The sequence below is a fragment of the Flavitalea sp. genome (assembly GCF_035489435.1).
Taxonomy (GTDB): Bacteria; Bacteroidota; Bacteroidia; order Chitinophagales; family Chitinophagaceae; genus DATHKG01.
Genome location: NZ_DATHKG010000123.1, coordinates 1 through 24,520 on the forward strand (window position 1 = coordinate 1; position 24,520 = coordinate 24,520).

Below are 24,520 nucleotides of genomic sequence, written 5' to 3' on the forward strand. Positions count from 1 at the left end.
CCGGTGGCGAAATTGCTTCAAAGGTTGTAGATGTTTATCCCAATCCACGGAAAAAAACGGAAGTAACCCTCCGGCATCAATTCCTGAAAAAACTGAGCGGCAAAAGTTATACTCCCGAAACATCAAAAAAAATCCTGCTTGCTTTAGGTTTTGAAATTATCGTGGGGAACGATGAAGCGTTAACAGTCCAGGTTCCATTCAGTAAACCTGACATCGCGCTGCCGGCCGACCTGGTAGAAGAAATCATGCGTATTGATGGCCTGGATAATGTTGAGATTCCCGGCTCAATAACCATTTCACCTTCGATTGAAGTAGATGGTTTCCGCCAGGTATTAACTGAGAAAACAGCCGGTTACCTGGCCTCTGTTGGTTTCAACGAAATTCTGACCAACTCTATTACCAATTCGGCTTATTATGATGAGAAAGAGCTGGACATGTCTGTAAGGCTATTGAACAACCTGAGTGCAGATCATAATATGATGCGGCCATCCATGCTGGAGACCGGCCTGGAAGCCCTCGCATATAATATCAACCGGAAAAATGCGGACCTGCGGTTTTTTGAATTTGGCAAAACCTATCTGCAGTCAGGTCCTGGCTCTTACCAGGAAACAAAAAAACTTTGTCTATATGTTACGGGTAACCTGGGTACTGATAGCTGGAAGGGTAAATCTGACAGATCTGATGTTTATTATATTAAGGGAGTTGTGGCAAGAATCTTGCAACTGATCGGGGTTGAAAAAGCGGATTGGGAAGCGGGAACGGGTACAAAGCTTGAATCCGGTTTGCAGATCACACTAAAAAATGAAACGGTCATAGAAATCGGAATTGTAGCAGAAAAAGAACTAAAACGTTTCGATATCAGGCAGCCGGTTTATTTTGCCGAATTCAGTTGGGAGAAGTTATTGGATCATAGACCAAAACAGGGAGTTCAATATCGTGAATTACCAAGGCAGTTGCCGGTATTAAGAGACCTGGCTATGGTTGTAGACAAAGCAGTACCTTATGAGGCTATAGAAAATTCGATCAGGAAACTGCGCCTACAGAAACTGGAAAAACTACAACTCTTCGATGTTTTCGAATCTGAAAAGCTCGGAAAGGATAAGAAGTCATTAGCAGTAAGTTTCACCTTCCTTGACGAACAGAAGACGCTTACCGATACAGAGATCGATGATATGATGCAACAATTAATAAAAACCCTGACACAAGATCTGCAGGTTGAAATAAGAAAATAACATGATTGACATCGGGCAACAACTAAAAAGAATCAATGAAAAGCTTCAACTTTTAGTGAAGCAAAATCAATTGTTGCTCAGGGACAATGAAAAGTTAAACGCAGACCTCCGGCACGCAAAGGAAATTCAAGATGACCAGCTCAGGAAAATTGATGAACTGGAACAAAAAATTTCTTTGCTCAAAATGGCAACAGGTCAGTTACTCGAGACTGATAAAAAGGAATTAGAGAAAAGACTCAATCTTTATATCAAGGAGATCGATCGCTGTATCACCATGCTGGGCGAATAGCTAAACCCTTTTTACAAGGCGCATTTTCATTTCTTCCTGGCCATTTGAAAGTTCCAGGGTGTAAACGCCATAAGGGAGATCATTGAGACGGTTCCAGGTTACAACCTGGTTGCCTTCAGGGATTTCTCTTTCAAAACGGCTGCATTCATATCCGGCATCATCGCGTAGAATAGCGCAGATACTGCAGGCAAGAGTAGCAACCATTTCGAAGCTCAGCATGTCAATGAAGACAGGCGATTTAATTGTAGCGAAAATCATAATCGTTGGGTTATGGATTAAAAAATAATTGTTCCAATAACTATCCAAACGATCCGTAAAAACTGTCCAAATAAGCCGTGACACTTATATGGACTAAATTTAATCAAAGGTTTTCAAAAATGCAAGTATGGACACACTGATTCCTATTAATATTATTATTGCCGACCGCAGTTACCGGATAAAGATCGAACCCGCCGACGAGGAAGTTGTCCGCAAAACGCTGAAACTGATCAATGACAAAATCATTGAATATAAAAACCAGTTTGCCGGTAAGGATATGCAGGATTATATCTCAATGGTTATATTATGGTATGCCACCGACATGAAACAACGCGGAGCCGGTGAGTCTGCCCTCAGAGAAATTTCCACCAGCTTCAACCTCCTCGAATCCGTCCTCGACAAGGCCCTGGAGAAAAAAAGCTAACGATCTGTTTTTCAAACCTCTCACTCACCACTCACCACCGACCACTAACCACTTACAACTCTTCTTCCCCTTTTCATAATTCATAACTCATACCTCTCTTTTCATAACTCATAATTCATAATTCATAATTCTTTTTCACTATTTTCGCAAATTACCCTCTCGTTCTACTTGAATCACAACAGATAGCGAGCGCTGAATATGAAAGAACAATCTAAATTATTTGTACAAAATGGAACCAAACACAATAACCTATATAGTTGGCATAGTGGCTCTAATAGCCGGCATCATAGCCGGAAAGCTCATCTTTGCCAAGAATACACAGGCTAAAATCAGTGAAGCAGAGTCAGAAGCATCAAAAATTATCGCTGACGCAAAAACAAACGCAGAAAATCAGAAAAATCAGAAAATGCTGGAGGCCAAGGAAAAGTTCCTTCAGCTGAAATCAGATTATGATAAAGATGTTCTTGAACGCAACAGGAAGCTGGGAGATGCGGAGAACAGGATGCGTCAGAAAGAACAGACCACCAGCCAGAAACTCGAGCAACTGGAAAAACAGGTAAAAGACAATGACGCCATTAAAGAAACACTCAATCGCCAGATTGAAGTGGTCAATCTGAAAAGGGCCGAACTGGAAAAACACCAGGAAGAGCATATGCGTAAGCTCGAAAAAATTGCAGGTCTCACTGCGGAAGAAGCCAAGGCTCAGCTTATCGAAGGCCTTAAGCAGGAAGCGCATACACAGGCGATTGCCATTCAGCAGGAGATTGTTGATGACGCCAAGCAAAAAGCCAACAAGGAAGCCAGGAAGATTATTATCCAGTCTATACAGCGGACCGCAGCAGAACAGGCAATTGAAAATTCGATAACCGTTTTCAACCTGGAAAGTGATGAAATCAAGGGCCAGATCATTGGCCGGGAAGGAAGAAATATCCGTGCAATCGAAGCGGCTACCGGCGTCGACCTGATAGTGGATGACACCCCGGAGGCAATCATCCTCTCATCGTTTGATCCGCTGAGGCGTGAAATCGCCCGTTTAAGCTTAACCAGGCTGGTGACTGATGGCCGTATTCACCCTGCCCGTATCGAGGAAGTTGTTGAAAAAACCCGTCGCCAGATAGAAGAACAAGTGATGGAGATAGGTGAAAGAACTGTAATAGAGCTTGGTATCCATGGTCTTCATAAGGACCTGGTCAGAATTGTTGGAAAGATGCGATTCAGATCATCTTATGGTCAGAACCTGCTTATGCACAGTCGTGAAGTGGCAAATCTTTGCGCTATCATGGCCTCTGAGCTTGGAATGAATGCTAAATTGGCAAAACGTGCGGGTCTTTTACATGATATCGGTAAAGTTCCTGATGAGGAAACTGAATTAAGCCATGCATTGCTGGGAGCAAAACTGGCTGAAAAATATGGCGAGAATCCGGCGGTAATCAATGCTATCGGAGCTCACCACGATGAAATGGAAATGCAGTATGTAATCTCGCCGATTGTCCAGGCCTGTGATGCCATCAGTGGTGCACGCCCGGGAGCAAGAAGAGAGATTATGCAGCAGTACCTGCAAAGGATCAAGGATCTGGAGAATCTGGCAATGGCTTATCCAGGGGTTGAGAAGGCCTATGCTATCCAGGCAGGACGTGAACTTCGTGTAATAGTTGAGTCAGAAAAAGTGAGTGATGCAGATTCAGACAGGCTTTCATTTGAGATAGCCCAGAAAATACAAAATGAAATGACTTTCCCGGGCCAGATTAAGGTGACTGTGATACGGGAAAAACGTGCAGTGAATGTTGCCAGGTAAAAAAACTTGCAATATCTGACGGATTTTAATTTTTTTAATTACCTTTGCCTCCCTTAAAAAAAGTGAATGTTATGAGTACCGCAGTCCAATTTGTACACGAACAGTTAACAGGCCAGAAAGAATTTCCAAAATTCAAAGCTGGTGACAATGTAACTGTCAACTATAAAATCGTCGAAGGTGGCAAAGAACGTATCCAGAGTTTCCGCGGCGATGTTATTAAACGCCAGGGCACTGCGCATACTGCTACTTTCACCGTGAGAAAGATATCTGATAGTATCGGAGTTGAAAGAACTTTCCCTATTTATTCGCCGAATATTGATTCTATTGAAGTAAATAAATCTGGCCGTGTTCGCAGGGCTAAGTTATTCTTCCAGAGGAGCCGTAGCGGTAAAAGTGCAAGGATCCAGGAGAAAAGAAGAGCTGTGGCCACCGCACCCGCCAAGTCATAATTTCAGACAACAAAATAATTCAAAGGGTAGGGTCATAAAAAGATCCTGCCCTTTTTTTATTGAACCCACCGTTTATTTACATAACAATAATAGTTTTATAGTACCGTTCATCTTTATTGATTTCATTTGGCAATTAGCCAATTCAATTAACGTTATTAGATCGCAAAAAGCTGTAATTTCGTAACTGTATCTATACTTAATAAAAAAATCAGTATCATGTCTATCTTAAATTCCAACTTCCTGATGATCTCAATGCCCGGCGGTACTGAGTGGATCCTCATTGTATTAGCTGTGTTAATTCTCTTTGGTGGTCGTAAAATACCTGAGTTTATGAGAGGTATCGGTCGTGGTATCCGTGAGTTCAATGACGCGAAAACCAATGTGAAGAAAGAGATCGAAGAAGGTATGAGTGAAAAAGAAAAGCAAACAACGTCTACTTCTTCTCCATCTCAGAATTAATTCTTTTGTTACCTTCGCGGACACCGGTTATAAGCTGATAAATTCTTAACTATCTGCTATTTAACCCGCCGGTCCATGTTTTGGTGAAATTCGAATCGATCGCACAATATCATACGGAATTGTTGAATGGTACTGCCACTTGTGTGAGTACTGTTCAACATTTTTTATTTCAGATAGAAGCTAAAAAACACCTGAATGCCTTTGTTGAAGTGTATAAACAGGAAGCGCTTGAACGTGCTGATTTCCTCGACCGCCAATTGCTGGAAAACAAACCAATAGGTAAGCTACATGGAGTCGTAATCGCTTTAAAAGATGTAATCTGTTACAAAGATCACCGTGTAACTGCCGCATCGAAAATCCTGGCTGGTTTTACATCCATCTACAATGCGACTGCTGTTAATAAATTGATTGAAGAAGGCGCCATAATTATAGGTAATGCCAACTGCGATGAATTTGCCATGGGTTCAACCAACGAGAACTCCTGTTATGGCAGGGTGCTGAATGCTATTGATGAAACCCGCGTACCTGGCGGTTCCTCAGGGGGTTCTGCGGTGGCCGTGCAGGCTGGCTTGTGCATGGTGAGCCTTGGTAGCGATACAGGCGGATCCGTCCGGCAGCCGGCAGATTTTTGCGGCATAGTCGGACTGAAACCCACTTATGGAACCATTTCCCGTTATGGATTGATTGCCTATGCTTCATCCTTCGATCAAATCGGAATCTTCGCCAACAATATACCCGATACTGCCCTGGTCCTGGATGTGATTTCGGGTCCGGATGATTTTGACAGTACCGTTTCCCCGGAGAAAATCGACTTCAGTCCTGGGGCAATAACAGAGGCTCCCAATAAGATGCTTCGTATCGCTTACTTTGATGAAGCGTTGAACAGCAATGCTTTAGATCCTGAAATAAAAAAATCAATATTTTCCCTGATCGACCGTTTAAAAGCGGATGGGCACCAGGTAGAGCCCGTGAGTTTTGAATACCTGGATTATATTGTTCCCGCCTATTATGTGCTTACAACAGCTGAGGCCTCATCCAACCTATCCAGATTCGATGGAATCAAGTATGGATATCGTAATGTGGATAAAAATAACGATTTAACGGACCTTTATAAAAAAACCAGATCTGATGGTTTTGGCAGAGAAGTTAAACGTCGGATCATGTTGGGAACCTTTGTGCTCAGTGCCGGCTATTTCGACGCATATTTCACCAAAGCCCAGCAGGTAAGACAGCTCCTCGTTCAGAAAACCGACATGGTTTTCAACGAGTTTGACGTGTTACTTCTACCAACCTCCCCTACTACGGCATTTTCAGCAGGTGAGAAAACAGACGATCCCATCGCCATGTACCTGGCTGACATTTTTACAGTCTTTTCCAATTTAACAGGCCTTCCCGGAATTTCCATCCCGCTTTTTTGGCACAGTAATGGCTTACCATTTGGCGTACAAGCTATGACAAACCGATTTTGCGAATTATCTTTACTGCAGCTATCACACCAATGGATGCAGTTGTACAGATCAACCGGCAATGAAAGACCCTAACCATTCGACCCCGGTTTTTTACCTTCTGTGCTGATTTTCCACCAATTATCCTATGCATTTCTTTCCTATCGTCCTATAAGAAATCATCCCTTTTAATCCATACCTGAGCGTCGGCTTTGTTGAGCAAATTAAAATGATGATGAAACAAAAATTATTTCTGCTCGCCATTTTGAGCCTCGGAATTCTGAATCTGGTATCTGCAAATGATGAAGACAAAAAGAAGAAACCTTCTTCTTCAAAAACTTCAGTCACAAAGAAAACAAGTTCAGCAAAAAAGACCCCGGCCAAGGCAGTATCAAAAAAAACACCACCTGTAAAAACTATTATCCTTAAGGATACTATACAGTCGCCTGGTAAATTTGATACTACTGTTTCTACTGAAGGCTTCGAAGATCTTTTCGAGAAAGATACCAGGTCCGGCATTCTTTTAAATGCACGGGCGGTTGAATTCGTGGAAGATTATATGGAGAAGAACTCTGATGATCTCCTTTCCATGAAGACCTCCTGTACCCCCTACTTCAAAACTATTGAAGGTATTCTTTCTCAATATGGATTACCGCTTGAACTGAAATACCTTGCCTTTATCGAATCCCAGTTAAAAATCAAGGCAAAATCATGGGCCGGAGCATGTGGACCGTGGCAGCTGATGCCGGTTACCGCCCGTGAACTTGGACTTACCGTTAACAAATCCAGGGATGACAGATATGATTATAAAAAAAGCACCCACGCCGCTTCTAAATACCTGATTGATCTTTATAAAGAATTTGGTGACTGGTTATTGGTGATAGCCGCTTATAATGGTGGTCCTGGTAATGTATACAGCGCCATTAAAAAGAGCGGTGGAAGCCGTAACTTCTGGAAATTACAGAATTTCCTGCCAGCTGAATCGAGAACCCACGTTAAAAAATTTATTGGAACTCATTATATATTTGAAGGCTCCGGAGGAGTAACTACACTTACCAATGCGGAAGCAAAAAAACAAATAGGTGTTACAGCCACCTATTTACTTAACCGGAAGATTACAAATAAAGAGAAAGCAAACGCAAAAACACTGATCGTATCCGGTAAGTATCGCTCTGAAATGATTTCAAAAAATATCATGATGAGCCACGAAGATTTTCTTCGTTACAATCCTGAATTCGACAAAAAAATGTCAAGCAGTGACAATGTTTATGAACTTAAACTGCCTGCAGACAAAATGGAACTCTTTAACGCCAACAAGTATAATATCCTGAATGATTCGGTGCAATCATTGTTAAACTCCAACACGGTGATGACCGTTAGAAGCGACGCAGGAAGATAGCCTTCAAACTCTTAATACAATCAACAGGGAATCATATTTATGGTTCCCTTTTTTTGTGTTTACTTTTTGCTTTTTATTTTCCCGACTTTAAGGGCATTTAGCTTTTCCGGTAATATTTTGTGGCGATTTATTGAAGTATGTCACGGATAGCCGCCACTTTTACAAGGCACTCTTCATATTCAGCTTCCGGATCGCTGTAGAAAGTAATTCCTGAACCTGCCGGAAATGACAGATACCGGCCAGAACGGTTATAGATCAGGCTACGGATCACCACATTGAAATCAAAGTCTTTTTCAGGATTGATATAGCCAATCGCACCGGAGAATATGCCACGCTTCGTGCGCTCATATTTTTCAATGAGCCGGAGTACATTTTGCTTTGGTGCGCCGGTCATGGATCCCATCGGGAAAGTTGCCCTGATAACTTCAACCCAGTCCGATTCAGACTTTAATTCTCCGCTCACAGTGGAGATCATCTGGTAAACCTGGGGGAAATTGTAAACCCCGAACAGTTCATCCACCACCACTGATCCTTCTATGCAGATGCGGGAAAGATCATTTCGTACCAGGTCGACGACCATCACGTTTTCGGACCTGTCCTTAGCACTTTCGGATAACCGTTGCTGATTGGCTGAATCAGCTTCAGCATCATTGCCTGTACGTTTTAGCGTGCCTTTGATTGGTTGTGAGATAACTTTGAGCCCATCTTTTTTGAGATAACGTTCTGGACTTGCACAAATAAGATATTTATCATCGAGTTTATAAAATGCTGAAAACGGGTTAGGGGAAAGCCGGCTCAATTTTAAAAAAATCTCTACCGGGTCGATGGTGATATCTTCAGCATAAAACTCCTGGCAAAAATTGATTTCATAACAGTCGCCCCTTAGTATATGTTGTTTAAGAAGATTTATCGTCTGCAGATATTCATCCCTTGTATAACGCTCACGGATCCCGATTCCTTTATGCGATTCGCTGACTGTTTCAGCTTTACCCTTTTTATCCGTTAACCGAATACTGATGATTTCTCTATATACTGAATCAGCTTTGACACCAATAGAACCAATTCGCATAGTGTTAGCCGTTAGCTCGACAACTATCTCAGGTACAAAAAAAAACAAGTCAGGGAAATTGATCTTATCCGGATGGGAAGAACTCAAATGTTCGGTCTCATTTTTCAAATCATAACCGAGATGTCCGAATAGCCAGTCTTTGTGTTGAGATCCGAATTTCTGAAGTTGGTCCAATGCATTACCAGCAGCAGCTGATAAGGATTGAACAGCGCCCACACCCAGCAGGCATTCTATCTTATGATGACCGGATTGATAACCATTGTTATCCAAAAAACAACAAATGTTGAATCGGTTTGCCCAGTTCAACATTTGTTGTTTTGTGTTGTCGAAGTCCTGTATAGGAAATGAAACGAAAGTTCTGTTCACTTAGTTAGTTGGAACGCTACCACAAAATCAACCTGATGATTTTCGGCTGCGTGATAATCAGTAATCATCATCGTCATCGTCAAAGCCACGGTCATTGAAGAGGTCAAGGTCCTTAAACTCTTCATCCACGCTAAGGTCATCGTCTTCCTCACCCTTACCTGCTTTTTTGCCAGCCCCGGTAGTACCACCCGTTTTTTTAACCTTTGACTTTGGCAGGTCAAACTCTTCGAAGTCAGGATCCCAGTTTTCTTCTTCTTCTGGTTTTTCCCAATCATCTGGTTCGTCAGCCGCATCATCTTCATCATCATCCTCTTCATCTGCGTCTTTTTTCTTCGCAGTACTGCCTTTTGCCGATTTCTTGGCTGCAGCCTTCGGAGTTTCCAGCTCCTCATCATCACTCAACTCATCATCCTCATCATCCTCTGTTTGTTTCTTCGGCTTAGATGCATCTTTCTTAAGAACTTCCTTAGAAGACTTTGGTGCACCGCCGGTCTTTTTGTCTTTGTCAGATTTTGTGGCCATAGTCTGGTAAGATTTACCGGGGGTTAAAGATTTTTCATTTAATAAATTAAAATTGGATCAATTGAAAAGCCCGGGTTTCTTTTGTTCTTAATCCAATTGCAATAATAAGATTACTGTAAAATTTCAGCGAAGTTTTTAATTCGCCAAACTTTTCTTTAAATATTTTTCTGCGGCATTTTTTTTAAGAAACCACCTTTCTGTTTCAACAATTTTATCTAATCAAGTTAGTGAATTTTTATTAATTGATCCCTGCCCGGTCCATTAGAGATATAGTGAATATTTACCCCGAGATATTTATTGATAAAGTCCACATATTGAGACATTTCTCCTGGCAATTCATTAGTTGATTTTAGGGCTGTGATGTCTTTGCTCCATCCTTTGAACGACTGCAATTCGGGTTCAATTTTGAGCCTGGTCATCTGGAAAGGGACTTCTTTTGTCTGTTTACCGTTGATATTATAGGCTGTGCACACCTTTAGTTCTTCAAATGCATCAAGCACGTCGGCTTTTGTCATCACCAGGCTGGTAACGCCATTTATCATGCAGGCGAAATTCAATGCTACCAGGTCGATCCAGCCACATCTGCGTGGCCTGCCTGTAGTTGCCCCAAATTCGGCACCAATTTTCCTCAGCTCTTCACCTGTGGCATCATGAAGTTCGGTGGGGAAAGGTCCTCCACCCACCCTGGTGCAATATGCCTTGGTAACACCGATCACTTCCTTAATATGTTGCGGTGCAATTCCCAGGCCTGTACAAACCCCTGCGGAGATAGTATTAGATGAGGTGACATAAGGGAAAGTACCGAAATCAACATCAAGCATAGAACCCTGTGCCCCTTCTGCCAGCACTCGTTTTCCCTGCTTTATTTTTTCGTTGATAAAATACTCGCCATTTACAATTTTAAATTCCTTCATGAACTCCACTGCCTCAAAAAATTCTTCTTCCCAGGCAGAAATGTCTTCATGAAAATTCATACTATCAAGCAATTTCTGATGTTTCAGTCTGAGCTTGATATACTGGGTCGTAAAAGTTTTATCAAACAAATCACCTACTCTTAATCCATTGCGACCGGTCTTATCCATATAAGCCGGCCCGATACCCTTTAGAGTAGAGCCTATCTTTTCACTGCCCTTTATAAGTTCTGAAGCTTTGTCGAGCGCGCGGTGAGTAGGTAAAATCACATGTGTGCGCTGGGCTATATAAAGATTTTTGCTGTAGTTAACACCAAACGCTTTTACTGATTCGCATTCCCTTTTCAGGGTGACGGGGTCAAGAACCACACCATTGCCAATTAGATTTATCGTGTTCTCGTGAAAAATGCCTGAAGGTATCTGGTGAAGAACAATCTTCTTGTCGTTCACGTATAAAGTATGACCTGCATTCGGCCCGCCCTGGAAGCGTGCGATAACGTCGTATTGAGGCGCAAAAAAATCCACTATCTTACCTTTGCCTTCGTCGCCCCACTGAAGACCTAATAATACATCAACCATTGATTTGCTTTTAAGTTTTGCTTGAAGAGCGGCAAAAATAGGTAGATTAGGTTAATATGCGGAAGGCATTTTACAGCCATAGGTTGCATTATGGTGATTCGGTATCATAACGGTCGACTGTTTCGATTCCGGGAAGTTTTTTTAACCGGATCACAAGCTCATCAAGCTCTTCCTTGTCATGAACATATATCCTGACATTGCCGAAAAACAAACCTTCCTTGGCCTCAATGGTCATAGCATTGATGTTGATCTTGAGTTCGCCGGAAATAAGGTTGGTAATTTTATGAATCACGCCGACATCATCCAGACCAACAATTTTAAGACCGGTGAGAAAGGAAATTTCCTTGTTTTTAGCCCATTTTGTTTTGACCACACGGTGACCGTAATTCGCCATTAGCTTGGCGGCATTCGGGCAATTGGTACGATGAATGGTAAGCCCCTTCCCAGTGGTTACAAAACCAAATACGTCATCACCGGGTATCGGCTTACAGCAGTTCGCAAGATTATAAACAATCCGGTCACTGCTTTCACCAAAAATGATAAGTTCAGCATCTTTTTTCGCCATCGCAGCATGGGCCGCACTTTCTGTTTTTATTTCCTGGATAATCCGGACCGGTTTTGGCGGTTCAAGTTTATCGCCCAGCAGCTGGAATTCCTGCAATTCTTTCAGGTCAATGGTTTTCACCGAGATCTGGTAATACAGATCGAGTGGAGAAGGCAGTTTATAGTAAGCCGTGAGGATATCAACATTGTGCTGATTGTAGGCAGCACCAAAGTTTTCCAGCTTTTTTTGCAGCATGTATTTTCCATCATCGGCCACCTTCCTTTTTTCTTCTTTCAGCGAATCCTTGATCTTGGTTTTTGCCTTTGCGGTAACAACCAGCTTTAGCCAGTCTTCGTTTGGTTTTTGTTTGGCTGAAGTAATAATTTCAACCTGGTCACCGCTGCGAAGTTTATGACTGATAGGAACCAGTTTGTGATTCAATTTGGCACCAATACATTGGGATCCGACCATTGTATGGATGGCGAAAGCAAAATCCAGCGCAGTAGAACCGACTGGCAGCATCTTTACATCACCTTTGGGCGTGTAGACATAGATCTCTTCGGCAAGAAAACTTGTTTTAAAATCCTGGAGGAAATCTACCGTATCCGTATCCGGATTGTTCAGCATCTCCCGGATCTGGTGAAACCATTTATCAAACCGGCTTTCATCGGTTGTACCTTCTTTATACTTCCAGTGAGCTGCCAACCCCTTTTCAGCGATTTCATTCATTCTTTTGGTCCGGATCTGAACTTCCACCCATTTCCCCTGGGGACCCATAACCGTGGTATGCAGGGCTTCGTACCCGTTTGCTTTGGGATTGCTTAACCAGTCGCGCAGGCGTTCGGGTGCCGGGGTATATTCATCCGTGATCAGTGAATACACCTTCCAGCAATCTTCTTTTTCACGTTCCTGGGGCGAGTTCAGAATAACCCGGATGGCAAACAGATCATAAACTTCTTCAAAGGCCACTCCTTTTTTTCGCATTTTATTCCAGATAGAATGTATGCTTTTAGGGCGTCCGTATAATTCAAACTGAAAATTTCCTTTTTCAAGTTTTTCTTTGATCGGTTTTACGAATTCATTGATATAGCGCGATCTTTCTCTTTTTGTTTCTGCCAGTTTTCTTGCTATCTCTTTATACTCTTCCGGCTCGAGGTACTTCATGGAAAGATCTTCCATCTCCGTTTTGATATTATATAAACCCATGCGGTGAGCAAGGGGTGCATAAACATAAACAGTTTCTGAGGAGATCTTGAGTTGCTTCTCTCTTTTCATGCTGTCCATGGTCCGCATGTTATGCAGACGATCTGCCAGTTTGATGAGAATCACTCTCGGATCATCAGTTAATGTGAGGAGAATTTTTTTAAAGTTTTCTGCCTGCTGGGAAGCATTTACATCAATAACATTTGAAATCTTTGTAAGACCATCAACGATACGGGCGATTTCGGAGCCGAACTCGCGCTCGATATCTCTTAAAGTTATATCTGTATCCTCAACGGTATCATGCAGCAAGGCGCAGATTGTTGACCGCACACCAAGGCCAATCTCCTCTATACAAATACGCGCGACAGCAAGTGGATGCAGAATATATGGCTCACCACTTTTACGGCGCGTGGTAACATGGGCTTCGGCAGCCATCTCAAATGCAACCCGCACCAGTTCTTTATCTCCCGGTTTTAATTTAGGTTTTAATCCCCGAAGCAATGCCCGGTACTCACGCAAAATCAACTTCTTTTCCTGCTCTTCGTTCAGGTTATATTTGGGTATTGCAGCAACTGTATCCATTCATCTTTTTATCTCTACGAATTTACAAAAAAGAAAGTGTTTTCTCTATTTCTATTAAAACTCCTACTTTTGCAAACCTTAAAGGAAAGTCCTGCTGACTTTTAAGGATGGATCCGATTACAGATTGCGCATGTGGCGTAATTGGTAGCCGCGCCAGACTTAGGATCTGGTGGAGTGATCCGTGGGGGTTCGAGTCCCTCCATGCGCACAAACGGCCCCGGTGAGTAACCGGGGCCGTTTTATATTTGTAACTTTAATAAAACTACGGTTATGGATACACTACTTGTTCCAATCGACTTTTCCCCTTCATCAAGAACCGCGAGTATTTATGCGGCATCACTTGCAAAAGCATTTAAAGCAAGATTGATATTGTTCCACGCTTACATGATGCCGACACCGGTTACTGAAGTTCCCTATGTTATGATTTCTGTAAATGAGCTTCAGACTGAAAATGAACAGATGATACGGCGGGAAGCGGCGGTATTACACGAAAATTTTGGCGTGGAAGTCGGGGTCCAGGTACAGATTGGAATGCCATCGGATGAAATTACCCTTGCAGCCGTGGAATCTAATGCAGACATGATTGTAATTGGTATGCGTGGGGCCGGCGGACTCGATAAATTAATTGGTAACACATCTGCAAGCGTGGTCAGAAAAGCAAAAACGCCCGTTTTAGTTGTGCCGCATAATGCTTTATTCAACCCGGTAAAGCAAATTGTTTACGCCAGCGACTTCAGTTATTCTTCTTCCAGGAACCTATTCAGATCCTTACTGGAAATATCGGAAATGTTCCAGGCGAAGTTGCATATAGTTCATATCCGGAAGGGGGGCGTTACAGAAAACAGTGAAAGAGAAATCCTTTCAAAAAATATTATTTCCGGGTTGCTTGGCTCAATTCAGCATGAGTTTACCATCATTACCGATGAATCAATCACCCATGGTATCAACAACTATGTCGCTCAGCATGATGTTCAGATGCTGGTGATGGTAGCTCATAAACATACTTTTTTTGAAAGATTGTTCAATAAGATTCACACTACTGAAATGGCCTATCAAACAAAGATCCCCTTATTGGTACTGCATGATAGCTGAACAGGCTCAAAACGCTTAATAAAAGTTAAAATATTCGATCTGAAAATATTCAACGGTATTCTTACCTTTGCACCCCAAAATAAAATTTGGGTACATTTTCAAATAACTACATATGGCAACAGTAACAAGAGAGAATATTGGTCTGCTGAATGACAAAATCACCGTGAAAGTAGGCACCAATGATTATCTGCCTTCTTTTGAAAAAGCACTAAAAACCTACAGCAAATCTGCAAATATCCCGGGCTTCCGTAAAGGAATGGTTCCGGCCGGTATGATCAAAAAGATGCATGGACCCGCTGTATTTACAGAAGAAGTGCTGAGAACCGTTGAAAAGGAGCTCAATACTTTCATGACATCTGAAAAGCTGGAAATCTTCGCCCAGCCCCTTCCGCTATCTGAAAATGACGCGCACCAGATAGACATGAATAAACCGGACGAATATGCTTTTGCCTTTGAGGTCGGCCTGAAACCCGAATTCCAGTTACCTGATCTCGGAACTGAGCCACTCACCCGTTACAAGGTGATTGTGACCGAAGAAATGATCAATGATGAAATTGAGCGCTTACGTCTCAGAAACGGTAAAATGACCGATCCTGAATCAGTGACCGGTGATGAAAATGTGCTGAACCTTACCTTCACAGAAATTGATGCTGATGGCAAAGAAATAGAAGGCGGTATCAAAAAAGACAACTCACTTCTTGTTAAATATTTTTCAGAAAGTTTCCGCCCGAACCTGATGGACAAAAAGACCGGCGACACTATTAATATCCAGCTTTCACAGGTTTTTGAACCAAAAGAAAGAGAATGGATCATCAGCGATCTTGGCCTGGACAAAAACGATTCCGCAGCTGCGGAAAAACAATTTCGCCTTGATATAACCAAGGTAGGATATGTTGAGAAATCAGAACTGAATGAAGAATTCTACAAGGTGGCTTTGCCAGGAAAGACTATCACTACTGAAGAAGAATTCCGTGCTGAAATAAAGAAAGATATTGAATCTTATTGGGAGACGCAGAGCCGTAATCACCTTCAGCATGAGATTTATCACGTTTTACTTGATCATACCAATATCAGCTTCCCGGAAAGTTTCCTGAAAAAATGGATGCAGACCAACGAAGAGAAGAAAAAAAGTGAAGAAGAAGTTGAAGCTGAATTTCCTTCTTTTGTAAACCAGTTGAAGTGGACACTGATTATCGATAAAATTGTTCGCGAGAATAATATTGAAGTGCTTCCGGAAGATCTTAAGGCTTTTGCCAAACAACAGCTTTTCGGTTATATGGGAATGAATATTGGCGATGCAGAACAACCCTGGATAACCGAATATGTTAACAAAATGATGCAGGATAAGAAATTTGTAGAGGATGCATATCACCGTATACAGACTGACAAAGTATTCAGTTTTGCAGATCAGAAAGTTAATGCCGTAGAACAGGAGATCAGCGTGGATGATTTTGCAAAAGAAACAGCAAAACATCAGCATCATCAGCATTAATACAAATCTGTTCCGGTTATTGAGTTGCGAGTAAAATTTCTGCGAATCAACTATAAAGTTTGACCGGCATGAAAGGCTAGCCGTTTGGCTGCTTTTTATGCCGGTTTTCTTTGCCAGGTGCGCCAATTTGTCCGTTTTTTTATTTTGCATGGTATTTGGTTTCCTACAATGGCTTAAATTGCCGGTCACTATTAAAAATTACTCATTAACAATATCATATGCATTTAGGAAAAGAATTTGAAAACTACGCGGTTAAACACCGCGGGATCTCCAGTAATACATTGAACGCTTACAACAAACACATGATCACTAACCTGACTCCTAATATCATTGAGGAAAGACCAATGAATATTGCGGTTATGGATGTGTATAGCCGTTTGATGATGGATCGTATTATCTTTCTGGGATACCCGATCAACGACGAAGTTGCCAACATTGTCACTGCCCAGTTGTTATTCCTCGACAGTACCGACCGTCAACGCGATATCCAGATGTATATAAACAGCCCCGGTGGCAGTGTTTATTCAGGTCTGGGCGTATACGATACAATGCAGTATGTTACACCCGATGTATCTACTATCTGTATTGGTATGGCTGCCTCTATGGGTGCTGTTCTACTGACTGCCGGAGCAGCCGGTAAGAGGACAGCGCTTAAGCATAGCCGTGTGATGCTTCACCAGCCAAGTGGTGCAATCGGCGGACAGGCAAGTGATATAGAAATAACTGTTGCAGAAATAAAAAAGATCAAAAAGAATCTGTACGATATCATTTCCAATCATACCGGCAAAACGCTTAAACAGGTTGAAAAGGATTGCGACCGTGATTACTGGCTTACATCTGATGAAGCCAAAGAATACGGTCTTGTAGATGAGGTATTGGTGACCAACCCAAGAAAGGATAAGAAAGATTAATTGACTTATTAAATTTATCAAAGTAAAACTTATGAATATTAATTCACAATATTTATTGAAACCCCTGGTCAATGATAATGGAGATGATGATGACGAACCGGAAGAAAAACCTGTAAAGGATAAAGGCGTGGAAGCGGCGATGTATGCCAAGAAACTGGAAAAATATTTCTTTCAGAATCGTGCTGTGTATTTATGGGGTGTAGTGGATGATAAATCTGCAAAAGATGTTACGACCAAACTTTTGTTGCTGGATGCTGACAAGCCAGGTGAAGAGATAAAATTTTTTATTAACAGCCCGGGGGGTGTTGTAACCAGTGGTATGGTTATTTATGACACTATGCGTATGCTTAAGAGCCCGGTAAGCACCATTTGTATGGGCCTGGCAGCTTCTATGGGTTCTATCCTGCTAAGCGGTGGCGTAAAGGGTAAAAGATTTATCTACCCACATGGCGAAGTGATGATTCACCAGCCCAGTCTCGGTGGTTATATCCAGGGAGTTTCTGTTGACCTTGAAATCCAGGCAAAACAAACAAAACGTGTAAAGGAAATCGGCGCCCGCATCCTCGCCTCGAACTGCGGAAAAAAGCCCGAACAGATCATGAAAGATTTTGATCGTGATTATTGGATGGACGCTAAAGAGGCAATTGACTACGGCATTGTAGATCAATTAGTTGAGAAATTATAATTTTGTATTGAAATGGCTGGCTTAATAGCTGGCCCTAAGCAATATATCCTGAGAAATTGGTAGTATAATCCAATTTGTTGGATACCTTTGCAATCAGACTGAATAAAATGGCAAAAACAACATTACATTGTTCCTTTTGTGGCCGAAGCCGTGACGAAGTAAAGATTCTTATCGCCGGGCAGGAAGGTCATATCTGTGAGAATTGTGTTGAGCATGCACGTGAAATCATTGAGCAGGAGCTAATGATCAGGAACGACAACTCAACATCTGCCTCCCAGTTCAAGCTCAATGTAAAAAAACCAGTGGAAGTTAAACGATTCCTGGACGAATACATAATAGGGCAGGACGAGGCTAAACGTGTACTTGCCGTGGCAGTATACAATCATTATAAAAGATTACAGCAAAAACCGGCTGATAACGATATCGAAATAGAAAAAAGCAACATCGTAATGGTGGGTGAAACCGGTACCGGCAAAACCCTGCTTGCAAAAACCATAGCTAAATTGCTGAACGTTCCGTTTGCGATCGTTGACGCTACGGTGTTTACAGAAGCCGGATATGTTGGTGAAGACGTGGAAAGCATTCTCACCAGGCTCCTGCAGGTTTGTAACTACGATGTTACCGCGGCGGAAAGGGGTATAGTTTATATTGATGAGATTGATAAGATCGCCCGCAAAGGTGACAACCCTTCAATTACCCGGGATGTAAGTGGTGAAGGAGTACAACAAGGTCTGTTGAAATTATTGGAAGGTACTGATGTGTTGGTACCACCACAAGGCGGCCGTAAACATCCTGAGCAAAAACTTATCAAGATCAACACACAGAATATCCTGTTCATCTGTGGTGGTGCATTTGATGGTATAGATAAAGTAATAGCGAGACGGGTTAATACCAATTCAATTGGTTTCAATGTGAATAAAGAGCTGCAGGAAAGTATGAAGAAAAACCTGCTTCAGTATATCAACGCAACGGATCTGAAAAGTTTTGGATTGATCCCGGAACTGTTGGGCCGTTTGCCTGTTGTAACGCATTTGAATCCGCTTGACAAGTCAACACTTCGTTCGATTCTTACGGAACCAAAAAATGCCTTATACAAACAATACCGGAAATTATTTGAGCTGGAAGGAATTCAATTAACCATTGAAGAAGAAGTTCTTGATTTCATGGTAAGCAAAGCGCTTGAATATAAACTGGGAGCAAGAGGCCTTAGAAGTATCTGCGAAAGTATTCTCACTGATGCTATGTTTGAAATGCCTTCAACCAAACAGACTGCTTTCAATGTGAATATCCAGTACGCACGCGATAAGTTTGATCACAGCAAAATGAGTCTGCTCAAGGTAGCTTAAGCCGGAATTTGATTCCTGGATTTAATTCCACTTTAGATGTTATATATAATTCAAAAAACCGGGCAAAGCCCGGTTTTTTGTTGTCACATCGTCAAATTTTTATTGTCATCATCAATAACATCATTTCAGTTGACAATAAAATCATTTCAGTAGAGTGATCCGACTGGATTTTATGCAACCAATCATTGATACCTTTAATTTATTAATACGTATTACATCTATAAAACTTTTCAAATATGCAAGATCTGGTAGAACGTTTAAAAGCAGCCGGTTTAACTGAAGAACAGGCTTATGCAGCCATTGGCATTGTCAAGGATTTCACCAAAGAAAAGTTTCCTATGTTTAGCGGAGCCATTGATAAGCTGTTTGATAAATACAAACCGAAAGATGATAACGATTTCCTGGACTAATACCTGGTTTATTCATTTCTCAGGCTTTTGACCGGATTAGCCAACCCGGCTCGTATTGCCTGGGAACTCACCGTAAGCAAAGCAATTACGATAGCTATCGATCCGGCTATTGCAAAGACCTGCCAGCTCAGGGTTATCTTATATGCAAAGCTGTTAAGCCAGCGATTCATCACATACCAGGCAATCGGCGAAGCGATGAGAATACCCACGATTACCAGCACCAGGAATTCCCTGGAAAGCAGCCTTGAAATATCACCCAGCGATGCTCCCAGCACTTTTCGGATTCCGATCTCTTTTGTTTTTTGTTCAGCCGAAAATGCAGCCAGGCCAAATAGTCCAAGGCAAGCTATCACGATTGCAATGATTGTGAAACCAGCTACTATTCCTGAAGTCAGTTTCTCGGCTTCGTAGTTTCGTTGAAAATCTTCATCCAGGAATGAAAACTCAAATGGCGTTGCAGGATCCAGTTTTTTCCAGGTGTCCCCAATATTTTTTATGAGCTGCTGGTAGTCACTTGTAGCCAGGTCAGCTATCATATAGGTGTATTTGTTTGCGAAAATACCAGTGGTAAAAGCAAAAGGTTTTACCGTTTTCTGTAAGCCTTCGAAATGAAAATCCGCTACGACACCCACAATATTCATAGTGCCACTCATTCCCTGGAATTCAAAGCTGATCTGTTTTCCGATGGCCTCACCAGGCTGCAAACCAAACTTTCTGACTGCTGATTCATTCAGGACCAGGGAAGCTGAATCCGCTTTGAAGTCCCAGGAGAATGATCTGCCTGCCAATATCTTAAATCCAAGGGTTGGTATGTAATTATCACTGATTGCTGAAAGCTCGAGGTCTATTACTTCCGCATCTGTGCGATCGCCCCGGTAAAACAACATGCTGTTTATATTGGGGATGCCCGGGTAGGTTGATCCACTTGTTACCTGCCTGATACCAGGGTTTTTCAGCAGTTCATTTCTTAGTCTCGTAAAATAAGAGTCGGTGTTGTTATAGTTCAGCGGTAATACTATCTTCCTTGATTTGTCAAAGCCGAGGTGCTGATTGCTCATATAATTCAATTGCTGCCAGATAACAATTGCACCGATTACCAGAAAAATTGAAATGGTAAATTGAAACACCACCAGCCCTTTCCTTATGGTAGTTGAGGAGAAGTTATTGAGCATCTTGCCTTTCAGCACAGAAGCCGGTCTGAACGATGATAAATAAAAGGCAGGGTAAAGGCCCGCGATAATACCTGTAACTATAGTTAGTATCGTAATTACGATCAAGAGTGCAGGACTGTCAGATAACTGGAGTTCCTTGCCTGACAGATTATTAAAAAAAGGCAAAGTGATTTTTGTAAATAATAATGCTGCTATTAGTGCCATCAGGCAAACCATAAAAGATTCACCCAGGAATTGCAGGATCAGTGAAGTTTTCCGGGCTCCCATTACTTTTCTAACACCAACTTCTTTTGCCCTTCGCTCAGATCTGGCAGTCGACAGATTCATAAAGTTGATACAAGCTATCATAAGAATGAAGATGGCGACAGAACCAAGAATATAGAGGTATAAAATATTGCCATTTACTTCAAGCTCATTTCCGATTGAAGAATGCAGATGAATATCCTTCAAGGGTTGGATAAACAGGCTCTTTGAAATTCCAGACATTTTCAGGTCAGATCCTGCACGTTTTTTGAAGAAAGTATTCAGCTTGTTTTCAAAAGATTTCGCCCCGGCCTTTTCTTTTAATTTCACATAAGTAAAAAATACATTGTTGGTAGCCCAGTTCGTCTGATTCCGGACCCAGTTCCACATATCATTATTATGCATCGACAGGAAAAAATTCGCCGGGATATGCGTCCTGGTACCTTCAGTTCTAAATACAGCGGTAACCGTGTAATTGAACTGACCAAAAGGTGTCTGTATATTCAGTGGTTTTCCAACCGGATCTGTATTTCCGAAAAACCGGACAGACATCGGCTCAGAAATTACTATCGAATTTGGGAGATCAAGTACCGATTTTCCCTGCCCATATTTGAAGTTATAAGTAAAAAGTTCAAAAAAAGTTGAATCAACATAGTACCCATTATGTTCAAAAAACTGCCTCGATTCATGGCCATTTTCATAACGAAGCAACATCTTTTCAATATCAGGAAAAGTCATCAGGCGTGTCACTTGCTCTACTTCCGGCAGGTCTGATTTTAATGCCCAGGCCACCGGAGCCGGACAGGCAGCCCATTGTCCGCCGGCTTCAGTACCTTCAGTGGCTATCCTGTATACACGGTCACCTTTCACATGATGAGCATCATATTTCAATTCATTAAGTACATAAAGTGTGATGATGATGCAGGTAGCCAACCCTACAGACAAGCCAAGGATATTAATTATTGAAAAGGTTTTTGACCTGGCAATATTCCGGAAAGCGATCTTCAGATAATTCTTAAAAAGCATGTAATGGTTTTAGAATATGAATGCCCTAATGGTTTTAGAACATGAAGGCCCTGGATACATGCTTGCCATTCCAATGAAGTGCCAGATTATCAACCGGTTGATATGCAATCAATTCCGGTAGAATCCAGCCATATTGGTGTCTGATTTCGATACAGGTAATGTTCATTTACGGCATTCAGAAACAAAAAAAACCCCTGCGAAATCCGGCAGGGGAATTAGGATGACAAGCAATCATCAATAAAACAAAGTTTAATATTTCAGTACTTCTTAATCTTTTAGTACTTCTCTTGCAATTACTAATTTCTGAATCTCCGAAGTACCTTCTCCGATTGTACAAAGTTTAGAGTCTCTATAAAATTTTTCGACTGGGAAATCTTTGGTGTATCCATAACCTCCAAAAACCTGCACTGCTTCATTAGCTACTTTTACTGCTACTTCACTGGCATAATATTTAGCCATCGCAGCTTCCTTTGTCATTTGTTCACCCCGGATCTTCAGATCGCAGGCTTGCATAGTCAGAAGTTCAGCAGCCATGATTTCAGTGGCCATATCTGCAAGCTTGAAAGAGATGGCCTGGAAATTTGAAATCGGTTGATCAAACTGATATCTCTCTTTCGAATATTTTACTGCAGCGTCATATGCCCCTTTAGCGATTCCAAGTGAAAGTGCCGCTATTGATATTCTTCCCCCATCGAGGATCTTCAGGGACTGTTTAAAACCCTCTCCTACTTCACCCAGGCGGTTATTATCTGGAATAATACAATTATCAAAGATCATTTCAGCCGTTTCACTGGCGCGCATTCCGAGTTTGTTCTCTTTTTTCCCGCCTGCGAAACCTTTAGTACCTTTTTCGACAACGAAAGCCGTAGCGTTATTTTTACTCCTTGGCTCCCCTGTTCTGGCTATAACTACCGCAACATTGCAAGAAATACCATGTGTGATCCAGCATTTTGTACCATTTAGTATCCAATTGTCTCCATCACGTACAGCTGTTGTTTTCATATTGCCGGCATCACTGCCAGTGCCTGGTTCCGTTAAACCCCAGGCGCCCAACCATTCACCGGAGGCCAGTTTCGGAAGCCAATTGTTTTTCTGATCATGGTTTCCAAAATTCAGGATATGACCTGTACACAGAGAATTGTGCGCAGCCACACTTAATCCGATTGATCCACAAACCCTTGCGACTTCCTGGATGACGGTTACATATTCAAAATAACTCAACCCGGCACCTCCATATTCTTCAGGAACTAAAACACCCATCAATCCCAATTTCCCCATTTCACGAAGTACATCTATAGGAAATTCCTGTACTTCGTCCCACTTCATTACATGGGGTTTTATATACTGTAATGCAAAATCACGGGTACTCTGAGCCACTTGCTGCGTCAGCTCTGAAGACTGAAAATTCATACTTTGAAAATGATTAAAAGGCAAGCAATCGTTGACAGGCGGTGCAATTCGTTAACACCTTAAACCATTAACTTAATGCTCTGGTTAATGGTTAATGCAATTTAACAATTTAAGCCGACAAATGCTAACAAATGTTAGTTTTATTTTTACCTAAAGTCCAATGTAATGCGAGATACGATCAAACAATTCGGGAGTTATTGACACAACCTGCCTTAATTCGCCGATTTCTTTGAAGATGCCATGTTGGGACCGGTAATCAACAATTGCCCTGGCCAACTGCCTTTTCAGATATGGGTGTTGTTCCAGGATATCCGGTGTTGCCGCATTCACATTAATTTTGTGAACTGCAGCTACCCGGGTCAGAAAAGGCCGGATCTTCTGATAGACACTGTCCTGCAAACCATATACTTCTGCAACCTGTTCAACGGAGTAAAATCCCCCCAGCCTGTCGCGGTATTTTATGATGCGTTGTGACAGAACAGGCCCGATGCCTGGTAAAGAACTCCAGCCGCTGGTATCAGCGGTATTAACATCGATAATTTCAGGAACTTTTCGTTTGAATTGTAGTCCACGGACTATAGGCTGATCATTATCATCAGTTGCAACAGGTTTCCGTTTGCTTGTATCCCCTGTTGTTATTTTTACGAATGGCAATAATCTCATTTTATCCTCTTCAGGCAAACCATAAATACGCAATATGTCATCTGCTTTTCGAAATTTGCCACCTTTCGATCTGTATTTGTCAATGGTCATGGCTGTTCTTTCGCTTACCCCCAATTGAATCCAGCCGGAAGTTGAGATGGTGTTAGGATCAAAATCAAACATGACGACCTTATTTTTGGGCGGTTCACCATTGCCTCGAGGGTATTGTTTGTCTGGGTATTTCCTGGCGTTCGGATACTTTCCATCGTTCCGGTATTTGCGAGGTACTGAAGACGATATTGATTCGACTCCATTACCATAGTTATCAGGTGCATCAAGTACAGCAATCTGGTCCTTAAACTCATGAAGAGCAGAACTATCACCAAATCCAACATTTTTTGAGCTATAGAAAGACGGAGCCACAGCTATGATAATGATTATAGACAACAAAATCAGGATTCCGGTCCGCTCTTTTTTACTGAATGTGAGGTATTCTTTTATAGTCTCGCGCATATGCGAAACTGGAACTTAAAAGCCTGGGAGAAATGAGAAAAATAACCGGGAG

22 protein-coding genes and 1 tRNA gene are annotated in these 24,520 nt (G+C 41.9%); 15 read left to right on the forward strand and 8 right to left on the reverse strand.

Annotated features, from left to right (window positions below):
• Together VK664_RS19520 and VK664_RS19525 are read left to right on the forward strand one after the other, a co-directional pair.
• A partial coding sequence (locus VK664_RS19520) for a phenylalanine--tRNA ligase subunit beta (protein WP_461400379.1) occupies positions 1–1,232 on the forward strand: 1,232 nt, incomplete at its 5' end.
• Position 1,233: 1 nt separating this feature from the next.
• Positions 1,234–1,521 (forward strand): hypothetical protein, encoded by a 288-nt coding sequence (locus VK664_RS19525; protein ID WP_461400380.1) that lies wholly within the window; start codon positions 1,234–1,236, stop codon positions 1,519–1,521.
• On the opposite strand, the gene VK664_RS19530 is transcribed toward VK664_RS19525, so the two are convergent.
• Positions 1,522–1,779, reverse strand: a complete 258-nt coding sequence (locus VK664_RS19530) for a hypothetical protein (RefSeq protein WP_458922504.1) — start codon at positions 1,777–1,779, stop codon at positions 1,522–1,524.
• Positions 1,780–1,906: 127 nt separating this feature from the next.
• On the opposite strand from VK664_RS19530, the gene VK664_RS19535 reads away from it, so the two are divergent.
• The 6 genes from VK664_RS19535 to VK664_RS19560 all read left to right on the forward strand — a co-directional run bounded on the left by VK664_RS19535 (position 1,907) and on the right by VK664_RS19560 (position 7,750).
• Complete coding sequence (locus VK664_RS19535) at positions 1,907–2,203, forward strand: cell division protein ZapA (RefSeq protein ID WP_461400381.1); 297 nt, start codon at positions 1,907–1,909, stop codon at positions 2,201–2,203.
• Between the two features lie 229 nt (positions 2,204–2,432).
• On the forward strand, positions 2,433–3,998 hold the full coding sequence (gene rny / locus VK664_RS19540) for a ribonuclease Y (protein WP_461400382.1): 1,566 nt from the start codon (positions 2,433–2,435) through the stop codon (positions 3,996–3,998).
• Between the two features lie 71 nt (positions 3,999–4,069).
• Complete coding sequence (rplS, locus tag VK664_RS19545; RefSeq protein WP_461400383.1) at positions 4,070–4,447, forward strand: 50S ribosomal protein L19; 378 nt, start codon at positions 4,070–4,072, stop codon at positions 4,445–4,447.
• A 216-nt stretch (positions 4,448–4,663) separates the two neighbouring features.
• On the forward strand, positions 4,664–4,906 hold the full coding sequence (locus VK664_RS19550) for a Sec-independent protein translocase subunit TatA/TatB (RefSeq protein WP_461400384.1): 243 nt from the start codon (positions 4,664–4,666) through the stop codon (positions 4,904–4,906).
• A gap of 83 nt (positions 4,907–4,989) precedes the next feature.
• Positions 4,990–6,447, forward strand: coding sequence for an Asp-tRNA(Asn)/Glu-tRNA(Gln) amidotransferase subunit GatA (gene gatA / locus VK664_RS19555; protein ID WP_461400452.1), 1,458 nt, complete (start codon positions 4,990–4,992; stop codon positions 6,445–6,447).
• A gap of 139 nt (positions 6,448–6,586) precedes the next feature.
• Positions 6,587–7,750, forward strand: a complete 1,164-nt coding sequence (locus tag VK664_RS19560) for a lytic transglycosylase domain-containing protein (RefSeq protein WP_461400385.1) — start codon at positions 6,587–6,589, stop codon at positions 7,748–7,750.
• A 127-nt stretch (positions 7,751–7,877) separates the two neighbouring features.
• Here VK664_RS19560 and VK664_RS19565 read toward each other — a convergent pair whose 3' ends face one another.
• From VK664_RS19565 to VK664_RS19580, 4 genes are all read right to left on the reverse strand, one after another.
• Positions 7,878–9,185 (reverse strand): anthranilate synthase component I family protein, encoded by a 1,308-nt coding sequence (locus VK664_RS19565; protein WP_461400386.1) that lies wholly within the window; start codon positions 9,183–9,185, stop codon positions 7,878–7,880.
• 57 nt (positions 9,186–9,242) lie between these two features.
• Positions 9,243–9,707: a hypothetical protein gene (locus VK664_RS19570; protein WP_461400387.1), complete on the reverse strand. Its 465-nt coding sequence runs from the start codon at positions 9,705–9,707 to the stop codon at positions 9,243–9,245.
• 224 nt (positions 9,708–9,931) lie between these two features.
• Positions 9,932–11,197, reverse strand: a complete 1,266-nt coding sequence (locus VK664_RS19575) for an adenylosuccinate synthase (protein WP_461400388.1) — start codon at positions 11,195–11,197, stop codon at positions 9,932–9,934.
• Positions 11,198–11,285: 88 nt separating this feature from the next.
• Positions 11,286–13,526, reverse strand: a complete 2,241-nt coding sequence (locus VK664_RS19580) for a RelA/SpoT family protein (RefSeq protein WP_461400389.1) — start codon at positions 13,524–13,526, stop codon at positions 11,286–11,288.
• 126 nt (positions 13,527–13,652) lie between these two features.
• Here VK664_RS19580 and VK664_RS19585 point away from each other — a divergent pair.
• The 7 genes from VK664_RS19585 (at position 13,653) to VK664_RS19615 (ending at position 19,462) form a co-directional block, all read left to right on the forward strand.
• Positions 13,653–13,734 (forward strand) — tRNA-Leu (locus VK664_RS19585).
• Positions 13,735–13,796: 62 nt separating this feature from the next.
• A complete protein-coding gene (locus VK664_RS19590; RefSeq protein WP_461400390.1) occupies positions 13,797–14,618 on the forward strand; it encodes a universal stress protein in 822 nt (273 codons plus the stop codon).
• A 112-nt stretch (positions 14,619–14,730) separates the two neighbouring features.
• Positions 14,731–16,110: a trigger factor gene (tig, locus tag VK664_RS19595; RefSeq protein ID WP_461400391.1), complete on the forward strand. Its 1,380-nt coding sequence runs from the start codon at positions 14,731–14,733 to the stop codon at positions 16,108–16,110.
• Positions 16,111–16,328: 218 nt separating this feature from the next.
• A complete protein-coding gene (locus VK664_RS19600) occupies positions 16,329–17,021 on the forward strand; it encodes a ClpP family protease (RefSeq protein ID WP_461400392.1) in 693 nt (230 codons plus the stop codon).
• A 31-nt stretch (positions 17,022–17,052) separates the two neighbouring features.
• Positions 17,053–17,706, forward strand: a complete 654-nt coding sequence (locus VK664_RS19605; protein ID WP_461400393.1) for a ClpP family protease — start codon at positions 17,053–17,055, stop codon at positions 17,704–17,706.
• A gap of 107 nt (positions 17,707–17,813) precedes the next feature.
• On the forward strand, positions 17,814–19,052 hold the full coding sequence (clpX, locus tag VK664_RS19610) for an ATP-dependent Clp protease ATP-binding subunit ClpX (RefSeq protein ID WP_461400394.1): 1,239 nt from the start codon (positions 17,814–17,816) through the stop codon (positions 19,050–19,052).
• A gap of 236 nt (positions 19,053–19,288) precedes the next feature.
• Positions 19,289–19,462, forward strand: coding sequence for a hypothetical protein (locus tag VK664_RS19615; RefSeq protein ID WP_461400395.1), 174 nt, complete (start codon positions 19,289–19,291; stop codon positions 19,460–19,462).
• Positions 19,463–19,470: 8 nt separating this feature from the next.
• Here VK664_RS19615 and VK664_RS19620 read toward each other — a convergent pair whose 3' ends face one another.
• From VK664_RS19620 to VK664_RS19630, 3 genes are all read right to left on the reverse strand, one after another.
• Positions 19,471–21,903: an FtsX-like permease family protein gene (locus tag VK664_RS19620; protein WP_461400396.1), complete on the reverse strand. Its 2,433-nt coding sequence runs from the start codon at positions 21,901–21,903 to the stop codon at positions 19,471–19,473.
• Positions 21,904–22,170: 267 nt separating this feature from the next.
• Positions 22,171–23,313, reverse strand: coding sequence for an acyl-CoA dehydrogenase family protein (locus tag VK664_RS19625; RefSeq protein WP_461400397.1), 1,143 nt, complete (start codon positions 23,311–23,313; stop codon positions 22,171–22,173).
• Between the two features lie 150 nt (positions 23,314–23,463).
• Complete coding sequence (locus tag VK664_RS19630; RefSeq protein ID WP_461400398.1) at positions 23,464–24,468, reverse strand: ComEA family DNA-binding protein; 1,005 nt, start codon at positions 24,466–24,468, stop codon at positions 23,464–23,466.
• Positions 24,469–24,520 lie beyond the last annotated feature (52 nt).

Coding starts and splice junctions, on each gene's coding strand:
- tig (WP_461400391.1), top strand. CDS start 14,731: ATGGCAACAGTAACAAGAGAGAATATTGGTCTGCTGAATGACAAAATC.
- VK664_RS19580 (WP_461400389.1), bottom strand. CDS start 13,526: ATGGATACAGTTGCTGCAATACCCAAATATAACCTGAACGAAGAGCAG.
- VK664_RS19575 (WP_461400388.1), bottom strand. CDS start 11,197: ATGGTTGATGTATTATTAGGTCTTCAGTGGGGCGACGAAGGCAAAGGT.
- VK664_RS19630 (WP_461400398.1), bottom strand. CDS start 24,468: ATGCGCGAGACTATAAAAGAATACCTCACATTCAGTAAAAAAGAGCGG.
- VK664_RS19620 (WP_461400396.1), bottom strand. CDS start 21,903: ATGCTTTTTAAGAATTATCTGAAGATCGCTTTCCGGAATATTGCCAGG.
- VK664_RS19550 (WP_461400384.1), top strand. CDS start 4,664: ATGTCTATCTTAAATTCCAACTTCCTGATGATCTCAATGCCCGGCGGT.
- rny (WP_461400382.1), top strand. CDS start 2,433: ATGGAACCAAACACAATAACCTATATAGTTGGCATAGTGGCTCTAATA.
- rplS (WP_461400383.1), top strand. CDS start 4,070: ATGAGTACCGCAGTCCAATTTGTACACGAACAGTTAACAGGCCAGAAA.
- VK664_RS19535 (WP_461400381.1), top strand. CDS start 1,907: ATGGACACACTGATTCCTATTAATATTATTATTGCCGACCGCAGTTAC.
- VK664_RS19590 (WP_461400390.1), top strand. CDS start 13,797: ATGGATACACTACTTGTTCCAATCGACTTTTCCCCTTCATCAAGAACC.
- VK664_RS19530 (WP_458922504.1), bottom strand. CDS start 1,779: ATGATTTTCGCTACAATTAAATCGCCTGTCTTCATTGACATGCTGAGC.
- VK664_RS19560 (WP_461400385.1), top strand. CDS start 6,587: ATGAAACAAAAATTATTTCTGCTCGCCATTTTGAGCCTCGGAATTCTG.
- VK664_RS19525 (WP_461400380.1), top strand. CDS start 1,234: ATGATTGACATCGGGCAACAACTAAAAAGAATCAATGAAAAGCTTCAA.
- clpX (WP_461400394.1), top strand. CDS start 17,814: ATGGCAAAAACAACATTACATTGTTCCTTTTGTGGCCGAAGCCGTGAC.
- VK664_RS19600 (WP_461400392.1), top strand. CDS start 16,329: ATGCATTTAGGAAAAGAATTTGAAAACTACGCGGTTAAACACCGCGGG.
- VK664_RS19605 (WP_461400393.1), top strand. CDS start 17,053: ATGAATATTAATTCACAATATTTATTGAAACCCCTGGTCAATGATAAT.
- VK664_RS19615 (WP_461400395.1), top strand. CDS start 19,289: ATGCAAGATCTGGTAGAACGTTTAAAAGCAGCCGGTTTAACTGAAGAA.
- VK664_RS19625 (WP_461400397.1), bottom strand. CDS start 23,313: ATGAATTTTCAGTCTTCAGAGCTGACGCAGCAAGTGGCTCAGAGTACC.
- VK664_RS19570 (WP_461400387.1), bottom strand. CDS start 9,707: ATGGCCACAAAATCTGACAAAGACAAAAAGACCGGCGGTGCACCAAAG.